Genomic DNA, 20,712 nt, shown 5'->3' with positions numbered 1-20,712 from the left:
GTATAAGGCGTCAAGTGTAAGTGACTTTTTCATGGTACGTGAGGGCCTCTCAGGGTTTTCACGCACGTTCTTTATCCTCGTTTGGTCGGGCCGTCCAGTCCGCCACAATACATCGACGCACTATGTAACGGGAAATGACGAATTGCCCATCGCTATTTCCGTGTTAAGATCTCCTTAGTAGTCAGTTACTTTTTCATGGTGCGTGGAAGCTGCCTCAGCTTTCACGCATTTTTTTCGGTCGCCGTCCCCTCGGCTCCACCTCCGTCACGCACCCAACCGGGCAGTGCATCGACGGCCTATGTAACTATTAATGATGAATTGCAATTTCTACCTATGGCCAATAAACTCCAGTCTGTCGGTGACTTTTTCATGGTGCGCGGCGGGCTCCTAAAGGCTCACGCGCACTTTTTTACGCCCCAGCCATCCGCTGCGTTTCCATCCCTGGTCTGTCTCCAGACCAGCCACAGTCAGATACGTGATTGCCGCCCGGCCGTGGTCGGAGCGGACGCCCGGCGGCCTCTGTAACCTTGCGATGCTCAGTTCCTGTTGATTTCTGCATTCGAATGCATTATCCTGTACCCCAGTTGCATTCGAATGCAACGGCATAATCGGAGACCAATTTGGTGGCCATCACCACCTACGACATCGCCCGCAAAGCCGGGGTCCATCAGAGCACCGTCTCCCGGGTGCTCTCGGGGTTTCCCCACGTCCATCCCCAGACCGCCGAGCGGGTCCGGCAGGCCTGCCGCGAGCTTGACTATGTTCCCAACGCCGCCGCCCGGACCCTGCGAACCCGCCGCAGCAGCGCCATCGCCGTTCACCTGCCCGTAGGCACCGAGACCGTGCTGGCCGACCCCTTCGTACCCGTGTTCCTCAGCGCCGTGAGCCGCCAGGCCGCCCGCCACGGCTACAGCGTGCTGCTCTCGAACGCCGGCTCCGAGGATGACGAGACCAGCCTGGCCGCCCTGATCCAAACCCGCCGGGCCGACGGGGCCATCGTCACTTCGCCGGCGCAGGACGATCCGACCATCGAGACCCTTGCCCGCGAGCGCATCCCGTGCGTGCTGGGCCGCTATGAAGGCCAGCTCAGCCGGCGCATGGTCTGCGTCGATATCGACAACCGCCACACCGGCCGCCAGGCCGGACGATTCCTGGCCGCTCGCGGCCATCGGCGGATCGGCCTGCTCACCGAACCACCCGAGTACCTCGTCGGCCGTGATTTCCGCGCCGGGTTTATCGAGGCCCTGACCCAGGCGGACGTCACTTGCGCGACAGAGTTGCTTAAGCAGTCGCCCATCACCTTCGAAGCGGCCTTCCGGGCCGCCAGCGAACTGCTGGTGCTGCGCGACCCCCCGACCGCCATCGTGGTCAACACCGAACTGAAGGTCTTCGGCGTCCTGGAGGCGGTGCGGCAATCCGGGCGGAACGTCCTGGTGCTCGGCGTCGAATCGCCCCTGCTGGTCTTCCAGCATCCGCGGCTTCCCCGCATCCGCGCCCCGATCGACGAGCTGGGCCGCCGTATGGCCGCGACACTGATCGCCATGCTCGGAGCCAAAAGCCCGTCGCCGCAGCCGCAGATGCTGCGGGCGCAGATCATCGACGAAAACGGAAACGTCTTTGGAGGCAACGACCATGAGTGATATCCGACTGACTTCCAGCCCGTGGGGCTTTCGCCAGACCCAACTGATCGACCAGTTCGAGTGGTTCCGCAAGGTCGGGCTCGATTACGTCTGCGGACAGTTCTTCGCCGAGATGCCCGGCATGCTCGATCCGGGCATCAGCGAGTTCGAAATCGTCAAGATCCGGGCCACCGCTGGGCGCTATGGCCTGAGTTACGCCAGCTTCAACGGTGACGGCGATTTCATGGTGGCCAAGAACGTCGAGAAGGAGATCGCCACCTGCATCGAGCGGATCGACAAGGCGGTAGCATTCGGTCCGGAGGTGATCATCGTCTTCGCCGGCTGGCAGGACCGCAGCGACGATGCGGTCTACGCCCAGGTCTCAGCCGCCCTCAAGCAGATCGCCCGCCACGCCGCCAGGTACAACCTGACCGTCGCCCTCGAAAACCACGGCGGCCTGACCACGACCGCCCAGCAGATCAACCGCATCCTCGACGGCGTCGGCGAGGACAACATCGGCGTCAACTATGACCCCGCCAACTTCCTGATGTACGGCGAGGACCCGTTCAAGGCCCTCAAAGGCCTCAAGCACCCGATCACCTTCACGCACTTTAAGAGCCTCAAACGCACCGACGGCAAGAAAGCCTACTGCCGCATCCGCGAAGGCGAGATCGATTACGTCCCGATCCTGAAGGAACTCGCCAAGACCTACCGCGGCTTCTACGCCATCGAGTACGAAGAGCCGTCCGACGTCTTCGCCGGCTCGGAGGATGACCTCAAATCGCTCAAGGACCTGCTGACCAAAGCCGGAGTGAAGCTGTAAGCATCCGGCAGACCAGACCGACATGGAGCCATCCCGTGTTTGAAATCGCCAAAGCCGTCATCATCGAACGCCCGCGCCACGCCGCGGTCAAGGACATCCGCCTGCCCGCGGTCGACGACGAGTCGATCGTCGTCCGCGTCCACTACAGCGCCATCACCACCGGTACCGAGATCAAGACCTGGAACGGCCGGACCGGCAAGCTCGGCGGCAAGCTCTGGTATCCGCTGGTGCCGGGCTACGAGGAGGTCGGCGAAGTCGTTTACGTCGGTCCGAAGGCCCAGACCACTTCAACGGGCGAGACGCTCAGGGTCGGCGATCGCGTGATGGCCAATGAGGTCCGCAGCTATCCGGATCACTGCGCCGCCTGGGGCGGCCAGGTCGGCTTGGCGGTCAAGAACCCGACCACCGCCGGCTCGCCGTTCGATCGCCCGGCCAGAATCCCCGACAACGTGCCCTACCCGTCTGCGGCGGTGGCCTACCTGCCCGCCGTGGCCAAGAAGGGCATCGACAAGGCCGGCGTCCGCGAGGGTGAAACGGTCGTGGTCATCGGCATGGGCGCGGTCGGCCTGTCGGCTGTCCAGTTGTGCAAGCTGCGCGGCGCCCGCGTGATTGCCATCGACAAGAGCCCGTGGAAGGCCAAGCGGATCGAGAAGGTGGCCGACCACGCGATCGGCTGCGATGGCCTGCTGGCCTACGAGCCGGTGGCCGACCTGACCGGCGGACGCATGGCCGACGTGGTCATCGAGTGCAGCGGCGACTCCAAGGTCGTCGATGGCCTTTGCCAGCTCGTCCGCGAGGGCGGCTGGGAGGTCGGCGACGACGGCGGCCGCCTGCACCTCCAGGGCGACTATCCCGATCCGATCTCGATCACCCAATACGCCCAGTGGTTCAACCGCAACCTGCGGATCTCCACGAGCTGCGCGCTCAAGGCCGGCGACAAGGAGGCCGTGCTGCACCTCATGGCTGAGGGCAAGTTCGACGCCACGTTCCTCTACGACAAGGAGATTCCCGTCGACCAGGCCCCAGCCGAGTACGAGGAACTCGAACAGAACCTGGATCGTCGCGTCAAGACGATCCTGCGATGGACATAACAGAGGACGGAAGGACACCCATGTACGAAAAAGCGAAGGCAATCGTCGTCGTCAAACCCCGCTGCGCCGAGGTCCAGGAAATCCCCCTGCCGCAGGTCGACGAGCAGTCAGTGGTCGTCCGCACGACCTACAGCGGCATCAGCATGGGCACCGAGATGAAGGTCTGGTCGGGCCTCTCCGGCCATCTGGGCGGCGAGCTGTGGTATCCGCTGATCCCCGGTTACGAGGAGGTCGGCGAAGTGGTCCACGTCGGGCCCAAGGCCAAAAAGACGTTCGCGGGCGAGACCTTGAAGGTCGGCGACCGGGTGATGGCCAACGAGCTGCGCTACTTCCCGGAGCACTGCCACGCCTGGGGCGGCCAGGTCGGCGTCGCCGTCAACAATCCGCGCACCTCGCCCTCACCATTCGACTGGCCGGCCAGGATCCCCGACAACGTCAGCTATCCGGAGGCCGTGATCGCCTATCTGGCCACCGTCGCGGAAAAAGGCATCAACCGCGTCCAGCCGAAGCCCGGTCAGACCATCCTGGTCATCGGGGCGGGCATGGTCGGCGTCTCGTGGATGCAGCTCGCGAAACTGGCCGGCTGCCGCGTGATCGCCATGGAGGTCAACCGCAAACGCTGCGAACTGGCCGCCAGGTTCTGCGACGAGATGATCGACGTCCACCGCGACGACCCGCTGGCCCGGCTCAAACAACTCACCAACGACAAGATGGCCGACATCATCGTCGAATGCTCCGGCAACGCAGCCGTCGTCACCGAACTCCACAAATACCTCCGCGACGGCGGATGGGCCGTCGACGAGCCCTTCGGCCACATCCACCTCCAGGGCGACTACCCGTGGCCGGTGATCATTCAGCCGTACCAGAACTGGTTCACCAAGAACATGAACATCTCGCTGACCTGCGCCCTGCGGCCCGGCGGCAAGGAACGCATCCTCCAGTTGATCTCCGAAGGCAAGTTCGACGCCAAGACGCTGCTGCAAAGCCCCCTGACCGTCGAAGTCCCCGTCGACGAATCGCCCAAGGCCTACCACATGGCCGAGGAATCCAACAAGGACATCTTCAAGGTCATCTTCAAATGGTGAAGACGCCACGCGCCCGCTGTCCGAATGTAGCTCCGCCGCCCTCGGCGGACTCCTCGCCACTTGGTTCGAGACGTCGAAAGCCCTGGATTCCTGCCTGCGCGGGAATGACACAATGGGTCGCCGTCGCCTCCGAAAAGAGCCGCGACTGTGAGGGAGCGAGGGCCTTCGGCAACGTAGGGTGGGCACCGCCCACCAAAGGAGCACCAGAATGAAACTCTGCGTCGGTAGCTGGGCCTTCCGCCACATGGAGGTCGAGGACTATGTCCCGAAGCTCGCCAAGATGGGCTTCACCGCTATCGAGTTCGGCACCGAAAAGAAGCTCTGCGAACAGATCGACCTCTATCGTGACGTCGGCTACTACGCCCGCCGCAAGCAGTTCCTCCGCGATCTGGGCATGCGCCTGGCCTCGCTGCATCCGGGCAGTGATTTCACCGTCCCTGAAAAAACCCGCCGCCGCCAGATGCTCGAGGAACTCAAGCGCGCCGCCGACGTAGCTGTTTTGCTCGGTGCGCCCGTCCTGGTCTTCCACGACGGCTGGGATAAGCCCAAGGATGCCAAACAGCGGGATCAGAAATTCCGTCAGGTCGTCGACGCTTTTACCGAACTGGCCGACTACGCTGCGCAGTACGACCTGAAGCTCGCCTTCGAAAACCACGGCCTTTTCTCCGAAACCGGCCCTGAGTCCCGCCGCGTCTGCCGCGCCGTCAAAAGGAAGAACTTCGGCGTCACCTACGACAGCGGCAACTACCAGATCATGGGCGAAGACGCCCTCCGCGGCCTCCAAGCCGTCAAGACCCACATCAACCACGTTCACCTCAAGGACGTGATCGAACGCGACGGCCAGAAGGAATACGCCGCCATCGGCGAAGGCCCCATCGATTTTTCCGCCATTCTCAAAACCCTCGCCGAGATCGGTTACGACGGATACATCATGGTCGAATACGAAGGCCCAAACCCCTTCGAAGGCATGAAACGCTCCCTGGCCGCCCTGCTGAAAGCAGCCAAACAAGCCAAGGTGACACTGGAACTCTAACCCCCATTCTGGAGTACCGTCCATGGACTACATTTTCATCTTTCACGCCAACCTTCACTACTCCCAGCTTCCGCTGGACAAGAAGGAGTTTGTGATCCGCGAGAGCTACGACGCGACGCTGCGGCTGCTGCGCGAGCGGTATCCCCAAGCCCACTTCGCATTCGAGGCCTCGGGCTACACGATCGAGGAGATGCAGCGGCTGGCCCCGGACGTGCTGGACCGCTACCGCCAGGCGTTCGCCGACGGCGTCTGCGAGTTCATGGGCTCGCCCTACGCCCACTCGATGCTGGCCAACTTCCCTTTCGAGGACGGCCTCTGGTCGCTCAAGTTCTCGATGGAGACCTACGAGAAGGTCCTGGGCTTCCGCCCAGCCACCGCGTGGAACCCCGAATGTTCGTGGAACGCCCGCATGCCCGAGATGTTCGAGAAGGCGGGTTTCACCAACCTGATCACCGACTGGGAGTCGTTTCTGATCTCCACGCGGCCGGAGGTCCGGGCCGTCGAGTACGATCCCGACCGCTCCCGCAAGGACGGCAAGAACCTGCCCTACTATGATGTGAGCCCAGACGACCCGACGCTGCACTACCCGCTGCGGATCACCGACAAGCTCACCGGGTTGATGCGCTCCGACCGGACGTGCAACGAACTGCTGTGGTACATGATGGGCCAGAGCGAAGAGACCGACGGCAAGGGCCCAGCCGAAGTGCCGCTCGAAAAACCCCTCTCAGCCGTCCGCAAATGGACGGGCAGCGACAAGGGCGGCTTCCTGATCCCCTACGCCGAGGACGCTGAGTACTGCGGCACCACCGGCTATTTCTTCCTGAAGTACTACAACCAGTTCCGCCTGTTCGAGCCGAGTCCCGAGAGCCTCCAGCGGCTCGACGCCCTGCTGGCCGAGGTCACGAAGATGGGCGACCTGATCACCGTCTCCGAGGCGGTGGCCAAGTACCCGCGGATCGAGGACGTGGAAATGGCCTACGAAGACAAGATGGCCTGGCACCGAACGTTCTCCGACGCCTGGGCCAATACGCCCTGGGCCAAGGAACTCGACCCCCACTGCAAACGAATTCATGACGAGCTGATGCGGCTGGAAAAATCGGCCAAGTCCAAGAAACAAAAGGACTTGCTGAAGCAAGGCTGGTATCACCTGATCTGCGCCGAGAACTCGGATGGCCGATGGCCCCCGCCGCCACTCGAGCCGGGCAAGTGGAACATCGACTACTGCTGGGACCACGTCCGCGAAGCCGACAAGGTTCTGGAACAGCTCAAGTCCCAATAGCCGAAGCCGACACAACTCACTACAACACAATGAGTTATTTCAGAAGCGGCCTTCGTCGCCCCGATGACGGCCGCTTTTCTTTGCGCAGAGTCTTGACAAATCCCGCCCATCACGGCACTATAGCACTTATAGAGCAATTCTAGAGTGGTTACTATGGCGGACACGAACCTCAAATCGTCGCCGTTGACCTATCAGCGGGTGCGTCAGACCATCATCGACCGGATCGCTTCCGGCCAGCTTCAACCCGGAGACAAGCTGGCCTCGGAGCGCCAGTTGGCCAAGGACTTCGGCTGCAACTTCCACACCGTCCGCCGTGGACTGGCGCTGTTGGAGCAGGAGCGCTGGATCGAACGGCGGATCGGCGCGGGCACGTTTATCCTTCGCTCAGCCGGGCAGGACGTCGAACCGATCGAGCCGCCGAAGGCCGCGGCCAAGGGGCTTCTCGGCGTGATCTGCCCGTCGCGGCTGGACAATTTCGCCACCGAAATGCTCCACCACCTTCACCACGAAGCCGAGCGGCGCGGGTTGGGTTTGTCGATCCGCACGGTCAGCGACTTCGGTTCGACCGCGCAGCAGATCGGCCGGCAGATGCTCGATCAGGGGTGTCTGGCGTTGCTGGTTCCGTGGATGCCGGACCCGGCGCCCGCTGCGGATCTCTGGCAACTGGCCCGTTCGGTCAAGGGTCCCCTGGTCCTCTCGCGACCATACCCGGGATTGGAGGCATACTGCTATGAGCGGCCGGAGGTGTTCGGCCGGGCCGAGTTCACCGCGGTCGAGATGTGCTGCCGCTACTTCCAGGAACTGGGTCACAGCCGGATCGCCTTCTTCGGCCCGGACACTCTGCGCAACGAGGGTCTTGGTCACCGCGTTCTGGCTTACAGCCGTTTTGCCTCCCATCACGCCATGGCGAACCTGGCCAGCCTCGTGGGCGGGCGGGCCGACGAGGTCGATGCCGTGGTGGACCGCTGGTCGGCCATGGCCGGCGACCTGGCCGTCATCTGCTTCGACGATGACCACGCCCTGCGGCTGATGACCGCCGCCCACAAGCGCGGCCTGCGCATCCCGCAGGACATTGCGATTTTGGGCTTCAACAACATTCCGCTGTCGCGGACGTCCGATCCGCCGCTCTCGACGGTGCAGTTCGATTACGACTACGTCGCCACCTCGATGCTCGACCACGCCCAGGCACTGGCCGACGGCCGATCGGCCCAGGCCGAAGGCCTGGCCCGCGAAAAGCTGGTGATCCGCGACTCGTGCGGCGGACGGCTTTGTGCGGACGAAAGGCTGAACCAGATCCTTGAGCGAATCGGAGCGGGAAACGGTAACTGACGGTTCTGGAGGAACGTGATGGCACGCGTATTCAGGACGGACAGAGGCAACAAGAACCGCCCGAGCGGGTTCACGTTGATTGAGCTGTTGGTGGTCGTGGCGATCATCGCGGTGCTGGTGAGCATCCTCCTGCCGTCGTTGCAGAAGGCCAGGGAAATGGCGCAGATCGGCGTGTGCCTGTCCAACCTTCGCGGAATCGGGGCGGCGATGGCCATCTACGCCGGCGACAATCACGGCCATCCGCCGGTGGCGTGGGACGGAAGCAGGACGTGGTCCCGCCGGATGCTGGACGACGGGTACCGCGCCGCGTTTCGCTGTCCCGGCCACACTCCCGTCTACCCGGTGGACGATGAAGCTGAACTTCGCAGTTACACCCTCAACGGCTGGACCACGCAGGATACCGCGCACGCGTCGCACGCGTCGGCCGCGAATCGGTCCGTCGATGAAATCTCCGCGCCCTCGATCTCAGCCTGGGCGGCGGAGGTCTGGCGAGGAGCCTACTGGAGTGGCGGGATTGTCCAGGCGGAGAACCAGATCGACTCCTGGCCGGAGAACCTCAACAGCCTGCTCTGGGTTCATAATCCCTATCTGTTCGTCAGCGATATGGGGCTGCATGGGCCGGATCGGAGCCAGAGCGTCCTGTTTTACGACGGGCACGCCCAGAGCTATCCGTTCATGTACTTCGACGGCGGCTTGTATCCCGAGAACATGTACGGCTGGAGGTGGTACCTGATCGGCGACGATATTTGACGAACGTTGGGTCAGTGTTGTGCGGTTCCCTGCGGAAAGACGAAAGGCTGTCAGATCAATGAAGCGAATGAACCAGTTCCTGGTATGGGTGCTGACGGGTTGTCTGTGCGGGCCGGTATGGGCGGTCGAATGGACGCCCACGCTGGCCAACACGCCGAACCTTCACACGACCACGTTGACGCTGACGCTGAACGTCGAGCCGGGCGCAGCCGAGCGCATTCCCGTCGAACTGCACAATATTGGCGAGAGCGTCTGGACGGTCGAGGCGCCGGCGGGCGAGTCGACGTTGACCCCCGCCGATTTCCAGTGCACCTCACCGGGCAATGTCAACGACGGGTTGGTGTTCGGCTATGTGACCAGGATCACGGCGCCGGATGCAGATGTTGAATCGATCGAGGCCACGTGGTCCGGCGACGACGGCGTGCGATATCCCTGGGAAGCCGACCCCGCGCCGAAAGGGAAGGATGACGACGGCGCGACGATCTGGCCGGGCCTGCATCGCGACAATGCCGGACACTTCGCCTTTCGCTACGAACCGAACGGCCTGCTGACGGACACCGTGAGTTTCGATGGCATTTCCCGCCAATACCATCGCCTCGCTTCGACGCCCGACGCATTCTGGCAGTTTCACTTCATCATTCCCGACGCGCTCGGCCCCGAACGCACCCTCGCCAGCGAAGCCAACGAGAAGGTGCACATGTCGGGCCGGGGCGAGGAAGTGAGCGTCAAGACCGCCGACAGCGTCTACAACCCCAAAGACGCGAAGGTGGACTGGACCTCGTTCCGCTGGACACGAGAAGTCCGCGTCGCCGACGGCAGACAGTACACGCAGGAATTGCGTTACGGTGCGATGGCCCTGGGCGTGCAGGTCGAGACGGACAGCCCGAAACTCGCCGTCGGATACGGCCCCGCCGAAAAGGGCGGCGGGAACCTGTTCCTGGCGATCCCGACGGCCGAGGGTCTGAAGATCGCCCAACCGGGCGACCCGATCAACCCGGTTGCGATGAGTCAGAACTGGCTGTTGATGGTGGATGGTGACGCAGCCGGCTCGATTCCCGTCATGCTGATCCTCCAACACCGTCCCGACGCGCTGGACTACCAGGCGACCGGACTGACGATCATGCGAGACGAGGGCGTCGGCACCCTCGCCGTCGGTGCCCCGTTCGGCGTGAAAGTCCTCTCACCGGATCTTGTCCGCCAATGGAGCAGGACTCCCGACGCGATTCTCACTACCAAACTGCTCGCCTTTCGACCGCATCTGATGGCCTATCCGTGGGGCTGCCACGAGACGTTCTCCGTGAAGGACAACCAGGTCCACATCCGCGACACGATGACATTCCTGCCCTGGCGGGACGACTGGAATACCAGGGCCGAGCCGTCTTCGCCGCTTCCGCCGATGGTCGCCTGGAGCGTGGAGGCCGGGTATCTGCCGAAGTCCTGCGTTCGGGACGTTCAGCCGACCGGCATCGACACTCGCTACGGCCCCTACTGGGTGCGTACGGGCGAAAAGGTGGACTACGTCCTGCCCGTTCCGCGGGCATGGGACGATTTCTCTCTTCGTTGTCAGCCGACCGCCGACCTGGCGTGGCTGGACAAGATCACGCACGCGACGCTGAGCGCGGTGGTCAGCTACGATACCGACAAACCGACCGAGCCGAAGCTCTATACGCACGACTGGACTTACGACTTCACCGCCGGCGGGTGGCGGGCGGCGAACTACCTGACGCCCGAGGAACGGGCCCACTGGCGATTGGCTACGCGACAGCGGATCATCGGCGGGCTGATGCCTCAGAACTACCGCCTGCGGGTCGATCCGATCACCGGCGCGAAGTACCTGGGCGTGAGCTTCGTGTGGTTCGGCAGAGAATCCCCCGTGTGCACATTCGAACTTGGGCCGAACGGCGCGGGATATCACGATCAGCCGTTCTGGCTTGGAATCGGCCTGTACGGCATCTACACGCAGGCGAAGTACAACGCCGCGTGGGACCTGATTCGCCGCCAGTGGCCCGTGGTTCGTTCGCTCCTGAGCTACTTCGAGTATTTCAACAGTTGGTCGCTGATGGACCCCGGCGCGCAGGAGAGCGGAGGCATGTACCATGCGGACATGCCGACCGCCGGCTACGCCGGACTGGTCGGATACTACTACCTCGCCAGGCAACTCGGCACGCCGTACCAGAAGGACCTGGGCGCGTATCTGCTGGCTCGCAGCGCGGTGCCGATGGGCTGCAAGCTGGGGTTCCGCAAGTTCATGGAGCGAAGCGGCATTCGACACAGCGAAGTGGTGGGCAAAGCCCTGCCCAGCGGATTCGGCGAGGATTTCGCGGTCTCGCTGCACACGCCGGTCGCCGGAAAGGACGCTTGGGACAGCAGCGATACCTGGTGGGAGACGGGCTGTCTCGGGCCGCAGTCGGGGCAGCCGGAAGTAATGGACCTGTTCGTCAAACGTTGCTTCAAGGATCTGGATGCGTTCGAGCGCATCTTCCTGGAATGCTGCCCGAACGAGGAGTTCGCGAAGAACAACGACGTGCGGATCATTCCGCACGTGATGGTGCGAACGAGGCTGGGCGGAGAAATGATCCCCAGCGGCGAGGAACTGGTGCGACTGCAGAACCGCGACCGGTACCTCCTGCGCGACGTGCACTGCTTCACGGAGATCCTCTCGGCTGAGTGCCCCGTCAAGTTGCTCGACTGGACGCCGGGATACATCGAGTCCGCATGCTGGAACGATCAGAGCGGCCGTGCGGAGATCGGAGTTGATGGACTTACGACTGGAGCCCAGGTGTGGATCGCCGTCAGAGGCAAGACGGCAACGTTGGAGCTGGATCAGAAGCCGGCGGAGGCGACGCTCGTCGAACGATGGAATGGCTGGACGGTGTTTTCGGTCAACGTGCCCGCGGGCGCGCACACGCTGACCATAGGGAGTATCGAACCATGCGAAACACGAACCACAGAGCAGGAAGATATGCCATGACGCGCAGGTTCAGGACGGACACAAAGAGGAACCACCCGAGCGCGTTTACGCTGATTGAGCTACTGGTGGTCGTAGCGATCATCGCGGTGCTGGTGTCGATCCTGTTGCCGGCCCTGGCGACGGCGAGGGAAAATTCCCGGATGGTGTTGTGCACAAACAATGTTCGCCAACTCGGGCTCGCGTGTGCCGAATACTCGCTGGCGCAGTACGATTGGCTGATTCCTCCCGTCACGCACGGTGGCGTTCAGAGCGTCAACGGCGGATGGGGCGTATCGTGGAAGTTGGGCCTGATGGTCGATCGTCTCATCCTGGACGAACGGGTCTTCCGCTGCCCGTCACATAGGCCCAAGTATCAATCCAGCCAGAACAGTCTGGCCAGTTATGCGACCAATGAGTGGATTACCACCAACCACAGCATGTTCCCCTTCAAGTGGTACAAGAGCGCGGAGATCGCCGCCCTCTTTCCCTCCGACAGAGTCGGATACATGATCGAAACCTGGGCGGGGCAGTCCAGCGCTTCGCCTTACGGATATGTGGACAATGAGATCTCCCGATGGGAGTCGAACATCGCTGACATCTCGTGGTTGAATAACTGGTACCCGTTCCACACGTCGGTACACTATGGCGACAGTCGGGTGACCATGTTGTTCGTGGACTGCCATGCGGCCCCGATCACGGTAACGGCTGACATGGCGTCGTACTGGTATGACTTCATCGGCAACAGTTGGTATTGGCGTCCTCAGTAGCTCGCCTTTTTAAGGCCTGCGGCGGACATCGAGAAGACACTCGTAACGTGAACCCTCTGAAGAAGGAAGCGTAGGAATGATCCTTCGGTCGATCCTGACGGTGCTGGCGTGTTCTCTGGCGGTGCAGGCGGAGACGGTGTTCCAAGACGACTTTGCGAACGGCCTGGAGCAGTGGGCGCTGGTCGGCCATGCCGAAGGGATGCCGTCGGTCCAGGACGGCATGCTGGAATTGACGCCGACTGTTCCGGGCGAACCGTGGGAGTGCCGGGCGACGTCGACGGCGCAGTGGACCGACTACGGGCGATATGAGCTGAGCTTCGACGTGATGCATTGGCATGAAGACCCGGAGAATCAGCTCGTCCGCGTGACCATGCCGGGCGGCTTGCAGTTGGCTATTCGCGATTGGGGCAACGGCGTGAAAGTGCTGTTCAACGGTGAGGAGATCGGAGCGACAAGCACGCAGTTCAACCAGGTCCAGAGCTTCCGTATGGTGACCGACGGCCGGCGAGCGGCGGTGTTCCACAACGGTCAGGAGGAATGGTCGGGCACGCTGGCCAACGACCCCGATTTCCGCCAGTCGCCCTCGATCGTGCTCTGGTGCAAAGCCGGGGCGAAGGTGTGCCGGTTCGACAACGTCAAGCTCGATTACGCACCGAAGACGGCCCTGCCGCCCGTCTCGGCGCGATGGCGGCCGGACCTGGACAACACGCCGAACCTGCACACCACGACGCTGGCGATTGACGGAGTACTCAAGGGTCCAGTGGCCAAGACGGCTGTGGTGGAACTGGTCGCGCTGGATGACGGCGAATGGCGAGCCGAACGGCCCATCGAAGCAAAGGACGAAATCGAGCTGAGGCTCTCGCCGGAGGATTTCGCGAACACGAAAGAAGGCAAGACGAAGGCTCCGCTGCACTTCGCCATGGTCAAAGCCGCGCGGGTGTCGATCGCGGGCGAGCCGGAGTCGGGCGTCACCGACGTTTCGTTCGCGTGGACGGGCAACGACGGCGTGGTCTATCCGTGGGAAAAAGACCGCGAACCGCTGGAGACGAAGGATGGGCTGACTTGGTGGCCGGGAGTGGACCACAATAACGGCGGCCATTTCGCCTGGCGGTACGAGCCGAACGGCCTGCTGATCAACAACGTGAGCTTCGACCATCTCGACCGCTCATGGTACTACTTCAAACCAGGCCGCGGCAAGGAGAGCTTCCAGTTCAACTTCGCGATTCCCGAGGCGAAGCAGGCGCAGGTGAAGGTCGTGGAAGAAGAGCAGAAGGTCGGCCCGGGCATCGCGGGCCTGCGCTGGCGGCTCGAGCACACAGCCGATCAGGGCCTCTACAAGAACGACCAGATCGAGGCGGACTGGACGACGTTCCGCTGGCAACGGAAGGTGGCCATCCCGTCCGGCGAGTCATACGACCAGGAACTGCGATACAGCGCGATGGGCGTGGGCGTCCAGGTGGAGACCAACTCGCCACAGTTCGAGCTGTCGTTCCAGGACGGCGAGTCGCGGCGCGGTCCGGCGGCGGTGGTGCTGCCGCACGGCGACGGCGTCCGTCTGGTCCGTCCGGAGGAAGGGCTCGATCCATCGGCGATGGAGGCCAACTGGCTGCTGCTGGTGGCCGACGACGGCTCGCCCGAGATTCCGGTCATGGTGATCTTCCAACACCGGCCGCAGCGGCTGGAGTGGAGCGACGGCCGGCTGCTGATCGTCCGCGAGAGCGGTGTCGGCACGCTGGCGATGGGAACGCCCTACGGCACGACGGTGCTGTCGGAAACGACGCTCGCGCAGTGGTCGGCCGATCCGAAGCAGATCTCAGCCGAGCGGCTGGCCCGCTTCGCCGAACTGCTGACCGCGTATCCCTGGACGTGCCATGAACGATTCGCGGTGGCCGACGGCTGGGTACACGTGCGGAACGACCTGGAGTTTCTGCCGTGGAGCGATGACTGGGCCACCAAACCGCGACGCTTGACCCCCCTGCCGCCGTTCGTGAGCTACGGCATCGATCGCGGCATCCTGCCGCGGCAGTGCGCCGAGAACGCCGAAGACCTCGACCTGCCGACCAAATGGGGGCCGTATTGGGCGGTCCAGGGCCAAACGTTGACCTACCGGCTGCCGATCCCGCGGATGTGGGACTACGCTCCGCTGGGCACCGAGCCGACGGAAGAAAACCGCTGGCTCTACGACCGGCTGATCGGCTCCATCTCGCCCGCTGCGTTTGAACGATTCGCCGGCGAGCCGGTCCCGACGGTATATCCGCACGGCTGCGCCCATGACTTCGTGGTCGGGGCGTGGCGGTCGGCCAACTACATGCCGGACGACGCGCGGGCGCTGCTCCGCGAAAAGACGATCCCGTATCTGGACAGCGCCCTGTTTCCGCAGAATTACCGCTACCGTCGCGACCCGATCTCCGGGGCGCAGTACCTGGCGTGCACGTTCGTGTGGATGGGCGAGGACCAACTCAACGGCGAAGGCTGGGCCGACATCGACTATTGGCAGGGCATCGTGCTCTACGGGCTCTACACCAACGCCAAGTACGCCGCCAACTGGGAGACGATGAAGCAGCGGTGGCCGGTGATCCGGTCGATGCTCTCGTACTGGGAGGCGCTGCACAGTTGGGCGCTGATGGGCCCGGGCGCCCGCGAGGCGGGCGAGATCTACGGCGGCGACATGGCGACCGCCGGTTACGCCGGGCTGGTCGGGTTCTGCCGCCTGGCCGAGCGGCTGGGCACGCCGTACCAGAAGGACCTGGCGGCGTACCTGCTGGCCAAGAACGCCCCGCCGCGGCTGGCGATGTTCGGCTTCGTGGACTGGTGCGAGCCGATGCGTCACCAGGAACTGCCGGAGGGCAAGATCTGCTCAGGGTTCGGCGAGTTGTGGCAGGCGTCGCTGAAGGACCTGGACACCAGCGTGCACGACATGTCGTCGAAGGATCCGTGGTGGGGTTCGGGCTGCATCGGCCCGCAGAGCGCCCATCCGGAGTTCCTGGACCTGATCGCGCACTGGAACCGCCCGGCGGCGGTGGATTGGGAAAAGCGGTTCATGGCGATGTGCCCGAATGAAGGCCTCAAGACTCACAACGACGGCAACGTGATTCCGCACGTGATGTTCCGGGCGTACCTGGAGGACGACGCGCTGCGGGCGTCCGCGTTCGACCTGCTGCGGCTCTGGCACGAGGGCTACATGCTCCGCAACACCCACGCGGTGGCAAGTCTCCTGTCGTGGGATTGCCCGGTGCGGCTGATCGACTGGTCGCCCGCGTACGTCGAGTCGGCGCGGTGGGACCGGGCCGGGGGATCGGCGAACGTGCGCCTGACGGCGGACGAGCCGACCACGCTGCACATGTTGGTGCGGGCTGAGGACGCCGAGATCACAGCCGACGGCCAGCCGGTCGAGGTCCGCAAGAAAGGCGTCTGGGACGGTTGGCGCGAACTGCGGTTTGACCTGCCTGCCGGTCGGCACGAGTTGACGGTCCGCCCGAAGTAACAGGACCCCAAGCGAGTCCGCGCATAGCCCGAAGGGCCGACGTCAGACGCCCGTGCAGGGAACGTTGGTTTTGCCCTGGTCGGCGGCCTGCTGGGCGGTCAGGACGACCGCTTGGGTGGCGATGACCTCCGGCGTGGTCAGTTCGGCATCTTCGGGGTGTCCGGCGATCTCATCGAGGAATGACTGGAGGTAGCCGCCGGGCCGGCCGGGATCGGCGTTCACGTACGTCGGGGACTTCTCGCCGTGATGGACGAGCATGAGCTTGTCCGACCCGATGACGGTTTCGATCACGCCCCTGGTCCCGTGGATGAGGAACCGCCAGTAATACGGCAGCCCGTAGAGGCCGTCGGGCGAGAGGTACGAGACATCGAAGAGCACGCCGCCGTCGTTGTCGAGGCGGAGCATGGCCTGGGCGGCATCCTGGAAATGGGGAAACTGCGGGGTCTTGGCATTCCAGGCCCGTGCGGCGACGACCTCGGCGAACGTGCGGCCGGCGATCCAGGAAACGACGTCGATGCCGTGGATGGCCAGGTCATTGATGGTCCCGCCGTGCATGCCGGGCTCGAAGTACCATTGCGGCCGGACGCCGAGGTTCAGCGGATGCTGCCCGCTGAAATCGACGGTCTGGACCTCGCCGATCTCGCCGGCCTGGATCAGGCGTCTGGCGGTGCGAAGCGGCCCGTTGTCGCGCAGATCGAGCTGACAGCCGACGCACAGTTTGGACTTTGCCGCGAGTTGGGCGATCCGCTTGAGCTGCTCGAGGCTGGTGCAGATGGGCTTGTCGGAGATCACGTGCTTGCCGGCCTGGAGGGCTTGGATGGCGCGGTCGCCGCGCAGGCCGTAGGCATCGCCGACGGCAATGGCGTCGCATTGGACCTCAGCCAGCATCCGGTCGCAGCGCTCGTGGGTGATCTTGACCTTGCCCGACGGCTCGAGCTCGGCCCGGGTCGCGGGGTTCTCCTCGCAGGCGGCGACCAGCTCGCAGCGGGGGTCGTCCTGAACGCGCTTGAGGAGGTCGAAGATGTGCCCGTGACGGAAACCTACGAAAGCGAATCGCGTAGCCACTATCGTGCTCCTTCAATCTGTTGGTTGTCCGTAAGGGGGACATGATAACGGAAAGACGCGCGAGGAGAAAGAACGCGGGGTTGGGGAATTGTACAAAACGTGCAAATTGCGTCACTGGCGATTTTTGGCGGGATGCTGCGAACCTCTGCCATAGCGGGCCTTGACGGGTTTTGTACAAATCGTGCAATTGGAGCAGGGTTCCGCATCCGTTTGCGGTCAGAGTAACGCCAGTCGATCCGACAGATATTGGGTTGTCAAACGTCGCGAAAGCGATCGCGGCGAGCGCGGGAACGCCCGCATAGTTATGATAGCACATCAATTAAGCGAAGGCAAAAACGGCGTTCTGGGCTGTCCGGACGCAAACGCGGTAGAAATTTCTGATAGAGATTTCCCGGACATCTGTACGCGAATCGGACTTGCGTCGGGGGAACGGGTTTAGTACGCTAATAAAGTTTGCCCGATGGAAGGCAGTTTTCGGTGTTTTTGAGGTGCCAACAGCATGAACTCGGCGAATGTGACGTTGCGTCGGCCGGAGGCGGCCCAGGCCCAGCGGTGGGCGGATCAGCTTCAGGGGCATCTGACCGCAAGGGTTTATCCGGAATCGTTCGTGGTGCGTCAGGGCGTGACAAGCTGCGTGTACCGCCTGGGCGTTCAGCGGATGATGGGGCTGATCTGGGACAGCGAGAAGGACACCATCACCGAAGCGTTTTCGGGCGAGCCCGGGCAGATCAACCTGGATGGCCAAATGCTGAACTTTAAGGCATGCCCGACCGACGCAGCCAACAGCACCCGACTTCGCGAGTATTTCCCGTTCACGCGGCCAACGATGGCGGGCTTGGGCAAGAGCTTCGGCTGCGGTGATCGGCTGGGAATCTCGACTCCGGGACATATCATGGCCAGCCGCCGCCATCGCGGAATTTTTCCGATCCTGGCCCAGCAGTCGATCCGCGAGATGACGCGGACCAACCGGGCGGCCCAGGAGGTCATGGACGACGCGTGCTGGGGCGTGTTCCAAGCCGGTTTCGACCAGCCGTTCGGATCGGACGCCGACCACCTCAAGACGCTCGACGACATCGAGACGTGCGTCAAGGCTGGGTTCCTGATGTTCACCATCGATCCCGGCGACCACGTGGACGACGGGGCCGACACCGAACCGCTGGAGAAACTCGAAAGCAAGTTTGAGACGCTGCCGTGGGACGAGTTGGAGTCCAGCCCGCGCGAGACGGTGGCCCGGTACGAGAAAGCCGTCGACCTGCCAACCGGGACGCTGGATTTCTCAGCGGAGCAGGTGATCCGGGCGGCGGTCAAGTACGGCCGAGCGGTCGCCCACACGCTGGGCATGTACCGCCGGCTGGTGACGCTGCTGGGCGAAGGGAACTTCGAGCTGGAGGTGTCGGTGGACGAGACGGCGACGCCGACCACGCCGCAGGAGCACTACTACGTGGCCTCCGAGCTCAGGCGGCTGGGCGTGCGGTGGGTGTCGCTTGCTCCGCGGTTCGTGGGCGAGTTCGAAAAGGGCGTCGATTACATCGGCGACCTCGGCGCGTTCCGGGCCAAGTTCAAACAGCACGCCGCGATCGCCAAGGCGCTCGGGCCCTACAAGATGTCAATCCACAGCGGCAGCGACAAATTCAGCATCTATCCAATCGTGGCGGAGATCGCCGGACAGATGGTGCACGTCAAGACGGCCGGCACCAGCTATCTGGAGGCGCTGCGGGTGCTCTCGCAGCTCGAGACCGAGCTGTTCCGCGAGATCCTGGACTTCGCCCGCCAGCGGTACGAGACGGACCGGGCGAGCTACCACGTCTCAGCCAAGCTGAGCAGAGTGCCGGCGGCGGAGGCGCTTTCCGATCACCAGTTGCCGCGTCTGCTGGACGATTTCGACGCCCGCGAAGTGCTGCACGTGACGTTCGGGTCGGTGATGACGACCGCGACGAACGGCGGCGTGTTGCGGTTCCGCGACCGGCTGATCGGATCGCTGACCGAGCACGAGGAGGCGTATCATCAGACGCTGGAGCGGCACATCGGGCGGCATATGGAGTTGTTGAAATAGCGAAGACCCCACTCCCTCACGGTCGCGGCTCTTTCGGAGGCGGTCGCGGCTCTTGAAGAAGTGATAGGGACGATTTCAAGCATTGGAGCGAATACGATGGCGAAGTACGAACTGGAAGGCCTGTTCAGCGTGAAGGGGAAAACCGCGGCGATCACCGGCGCAGCGGGCATCCTGTGCGGCGAGATGGCGCTGGCCCTGGCGGATTTGGGAATGAAGATCGCAATTCTCGACCTTCGGGAAGAGGCGGCGGCGGAGTTGGCCCAGAAGGTCAAGCAGCGAGGCGGCGAGGCCATGGCGGTCGGCTGCAACGTGCTCAAGCGCGAGAGCGTCGAGCAGGCCTGCGCGAAGATCGTGGCGGCTTGGGGGCAGGTGGATTGCCTGATCAACGGGGCCGGAGGCAACCGCAAGGACGCGACCACCTCGCCGCAGACGAGCTTTTTCGATCTGCCAGATGAGGCGTTGAAGTTCGTGTTTGAGCTGAACTGCATCGGGACAATCCTGCCGTCGCAGATTTTCGGCCGGCAGATGGCCCAGCAGAAGCACGGCTGCATCATCAACATCTCGTCGATGGCGGCGGTGCGGCCGCTGACCAACGTGATCGGGTATTCGGCGGCCAAGGGCGCGGTCTCGAACTTCACCCAGTGGCTTTCCGTGCACCTGGCCCAGAATTACTCGAAGGACATCCGCGTCAACGCGATCGCGCCGGGGTTCTTCCTGACCGAGCAGAACCGGTTCCTCCTGACCGATGAGAAGAGCGGCGAGCTGACCGCGCGGGGCAAGACGATCATCGGCCACACACCGGCTGGTCGGTTCGGCGATCCGGAGGACCTGATCTCCGCGCTGGTCTGGCTGCTGGGGCCGGGCGCCAAATTCGTCACCGGCACGGTGATCCCAGTCGACGGCGGTTTCTCGGCGTTCGGCGGCGTTTAGAGTTTCCCACCGGCCGTTTTGACCTCAGTCGCGACCGCGCCGAACGCTCGCGACTGAGGTCTTTTTATTGACCCGACCCGCCCGACGGGTCACTCGCAACGGCACGTTGTTTCACAGCTGAACCATCGAACGCATTCGTCGTCCGGTAACTCGCGCCCCGCGGCTGCTGCGTCCTAGAATGCCGTATAGAGACCCGAGACGGCATATGACCGCATTTTCGTGTGGACTTCTATCTGCGTTTATTCTAATCTGCCATCATCGGGGCGTATGAAGTTCACTCACATGATCGGCCGAGGGGTCGCCGTGTTCGACGGGCCCGTGTGAGTGTCTAGTGCCGTTTCCAATAAGTTTGTATAACCTTTTGCACTGATATGACTTGCGCCAGGCTGATAAGGGTATTATATAGAGTTCCACGCGTGATGCTGGACGTTGTTTCAACGTGTGGAGACTCGTT

The 20,712-nt window shown here is 63.3% G+C and carries 14 protein-coding genes; 13 read left to right on the top strand and 1 reads right to left on the bottom strand.

Features of this window, described 5'->3' with window-relative positions; genetic code table 11:
• The first annotated feature begins 623 nt into the window (after window positions 1-623).
• The 11 genes from GXY33_22580 to GXY33_22530 all read left to right on the top strand — a co-directional run bounded on the left by GXY33_22580 (window position 624) and on the right by GXY33_22530 (window position 16,210).
• Complete coding sequence (locus tag GXY33_22580) at window positions 624-1,640, top strand: LacI family transcriptional regulator (protein ID NLX07938.1); 1,017 nt, start codon at window positions 624-626, stop codon at window positions 1,638-1,640.
• Window positions 1,633-2,442, top strand: coding sequence for a sugar phosphate isomerase/epimerase (locus GXY33_22575; GenBank protein NLX07937.1), 810 nt, complete (start codon window positions 1,633-1,635; stop codon window positions 2,440-2,442). The genes GXY33_22580 and GXY33_22575 overlap by 8 nt, the downstream gene beginning before the upstream one ends.
• A gap of 35 nt (window positions 2,443-2,477) precedes the next feature.
• Window positions 2,478-3,533: a zinc-binding dehydrogenase gene (locus tag GXY33_22570; GenBank protein NLX07936.1), complete on the top strand. Its 1,056-nt coding sequence runs from the start codon at window positions 2,478-2,480 to the stop codon at window positions 3,531-3,533.
• A gap of 20 nt (window positions 3,534-3,553) precedes the next feature.
• The gene (locus GXY33_22565; protein NLX07935.1) at window positions 3,554-4,618 is read left to right on the top strand and encodes a zinc-binding dehydrogenase; all 1,065 of its coding nucleotides are present in this window, start codon (window positions 3,554-3,556) and stop codon (window positions 4,616-4,618) included.
• Between the two features lie 208 nt (window positions 4,619-4,826).
• On the top strand, window positions 4,827-5,651 hold the full coding sequence (locus GXY33_22560; protein NLX07934.1) for a sugar phosphate isomerase/epimerase: 825 nt from the start codon (window positions 4,827-4,829) through the stop codon (window positions 5,649-5,651).
• 22 nt (window positions 5,652-5,673) lie between these two features.
• Window positions 5,674-6,930, top strand: coding sequence for a hypothetical protein (locus GXY33_22555; GenBank protein NLX07933.1), 1,257 nt, complete (start codon window positions 5,674-5,676; stop codon window positions 6,928-6,930).
• A 153-nt stretch (window positions 6,931-7,083) separates the two neighbouring features.
• Window positions 7,084-8,259, top strand: a complete 1,176-nt coding sequence (locus tag GXY33_22550; GenBank protein NLX07932.1) for a substrate-binding domain-containing protein — start codon at window positions 7,084-7,086, stop codon at window positions 8,257-8,259.
• 18 nt (window positions 8,260-8,277) lie between these two features.
• Window positions 8,278-9,009, top strand: a complete 732-nt coding sequence (locus tag GXY33_22545) for a prepilin-type N-terminal cleavage/methylation domain-containing protein (GenBank protein ID NLX07931.1) — start codon at window positions 8,278-8,280, stop codon at window positions 9,007-9,009.
• A 58-nt stretch (window positions 9,010-9,067) separates the two neighbouring features.
• Window positions 9,068-11,980, top strand: coding sequence for a hypothetical protein (locus GXY33_22540; GenBank protein ID NLX07930.1), 2,913 nt, complete (start codon window positions 9,068-9,070; stop codon window positions 11,978-11,980).
• Window positions 11,977-12,726 (top strand): DUF1559 domain-containing protein, encoded by a 750-nt coding sequence (locus tag GXY33_22535; protein NLX07929.1) that lies wholly within the window; start codon window positions 11,977-11,979, stop codon window positions 12,724-12,726. The genes GXY33_22540 and GXY33_22535 overlap by 4 nt, the downstream gene beginning before the upstream one ends.
• Window positions 12,727-12,802: 76 nt before the next feature.
• Entirely contained in the window at window positions 12,803-16,210 is a 3,408-nt protein-coding gene (locus GXY33_22530; protein NLX07928.1) for a hypothetical protein, read from the top strand.
• A 42-nt stretch (window positions 16,211-16,252) separates the two neighbouring features.
• Here GXY33_22530 and GXY33_22525 read toward each other — a convergent pair whose 3' ends face one another.
• A complete protein-coding gene (locus GXY33_22525; GenBank protein ID NLX07927.1) occupies window positions 16,253-17,275 on the bottom strand; it encodes a Gfo/Idh/MocA family oxidoreductase in 1,023 nt (340 codons plus the stop codon).
• A 499-nt stretch (window positions 17,276-17,774) separates the two neighbouring features.
• On the opposite strand from GXY33_22525, the gene GXY33_22520 reads away from it, so the two are divergent.
• Both GXY33_22520 and GXY33_22515 read left to right on the top strand, forming a co-directional pair.
• Window positions 17,775-19,328, top strand: coding sequence for a hypothetical protein (locus tag GXY33_22520; protein ID NLX07926.1), 1,554 nt, complete (start codon window positions 17,775-17,777; stop codon window positions 19,326-19,328).
• A 96-nt stretch (window positions 19,329-19,424) separates the two neighbouring features.
• Window positions 19,425-20,258: an SDR family oxidoreductase gene (locus GXY33_22515; protein ID NLX07925.1), complete on the top strand. Its 834-nt coding sequence runs from the start codon at window positions 19,425-19,427 to the stop codon at window positions 20,256-20,258.
• Window positions 20,259-20,712 lie beyond the last annotated feature (454 nt).

Source organism: Phycisphaerae bacterium, assembly GCA_012729815.1.
GTDB lineage: Bacteria > Planctomycetota > Phycisphaerae > JAAYCJ01 > JAAYCJ01 > JAAYCJ01.
The sequence above is the reverse complement of the archived record's forward strand: the minus strand, read 5'-3'. Positions and strand labels throughout refer to the sequence as shown.

What these genes read in the sequence shown, in the direction of transcription:
- GXY33_22575 (NLX07937.1), top strand. Translation starts at nt 1,633, where the DNA reads ATGAGTGATATCCGACTGACTTCCAGCCCGTGGGGCTTTCGCCAGACC.
- GXY33_22565 (NLX07935.1), top strand. Translation starts at nt 3,554, where the DNA reads ATGTACGAAAAAGCGAAGGCAATCGTCGTCGTCAAACCCCGCTGCGCC.
- GXY33_22560 (NLX07934.1), top strand. Translation starts at nt 4,827, where the DNA reads ATGAAACTCTGCGTCGGTAGCTGGGCCTTCCGCCACATGGAGGTCGAG.
- GXY33_22555 (NLX07933.1), top strand. Translation starts at nt 5,674, where the DNA reads ATGGACTACATTTTCATCTTTCACGCCAACCTTCACTACTCCCAGCTT.
- GXY33_22550 (NLX07932.1), top strand. Translation starts at nt 7,084, where the DNA reads ATGGCGGACACGAACCTCAAATCGTCGCCGTTGACCTATCAGCGGGTG.
- GXY33_22545 (NLX07931.1), top strand. Translation starts at nt 8,278, where the DNA reads ATGGCACGCGTATTCAGGACGGACAGAGGCAACAAGAACCGCCCGAGC.
- GXY33_22540 (NLX07930.1), top strand. Translation starts at nt 9,068, where the DNA reads ATGAAGCGAATGAACCAGTTCCTGGTATGGGTGCTGACGGGTTGTCTG.
- GXY33_22535 (NLX07929.1), top strand. Translation starts at nt 11,977, where the DNA reads ATGACGCGCAGGTTCAGGACGGACACAAAGAGGAACCACCCGAGCGCG.
- GXY33_22530 (NLX07928.1), top strand. Translation starts at nt 12,803, where the DNA reads ATGATCCTTCGGTCGATCCTGACGGTGCTGGCGTGTTCTCTGGCGGTG.
- GXY33_22520 (NLX07926.1), top strand. Translation starts at nt 17,775, where the DNA reads ATGAACTCGGCGAATGTGACGTTGCGTCGGCCGGAGGCGGCCCAGGCC.
- GXY33_22515 (NLX07925.1), top strand. Translation starts at nt 19,425, where the DNA reads ATGGCGAAGTACGAACTGGAAGGCCTGTTCAGCGTGAAGGGGAAAACC.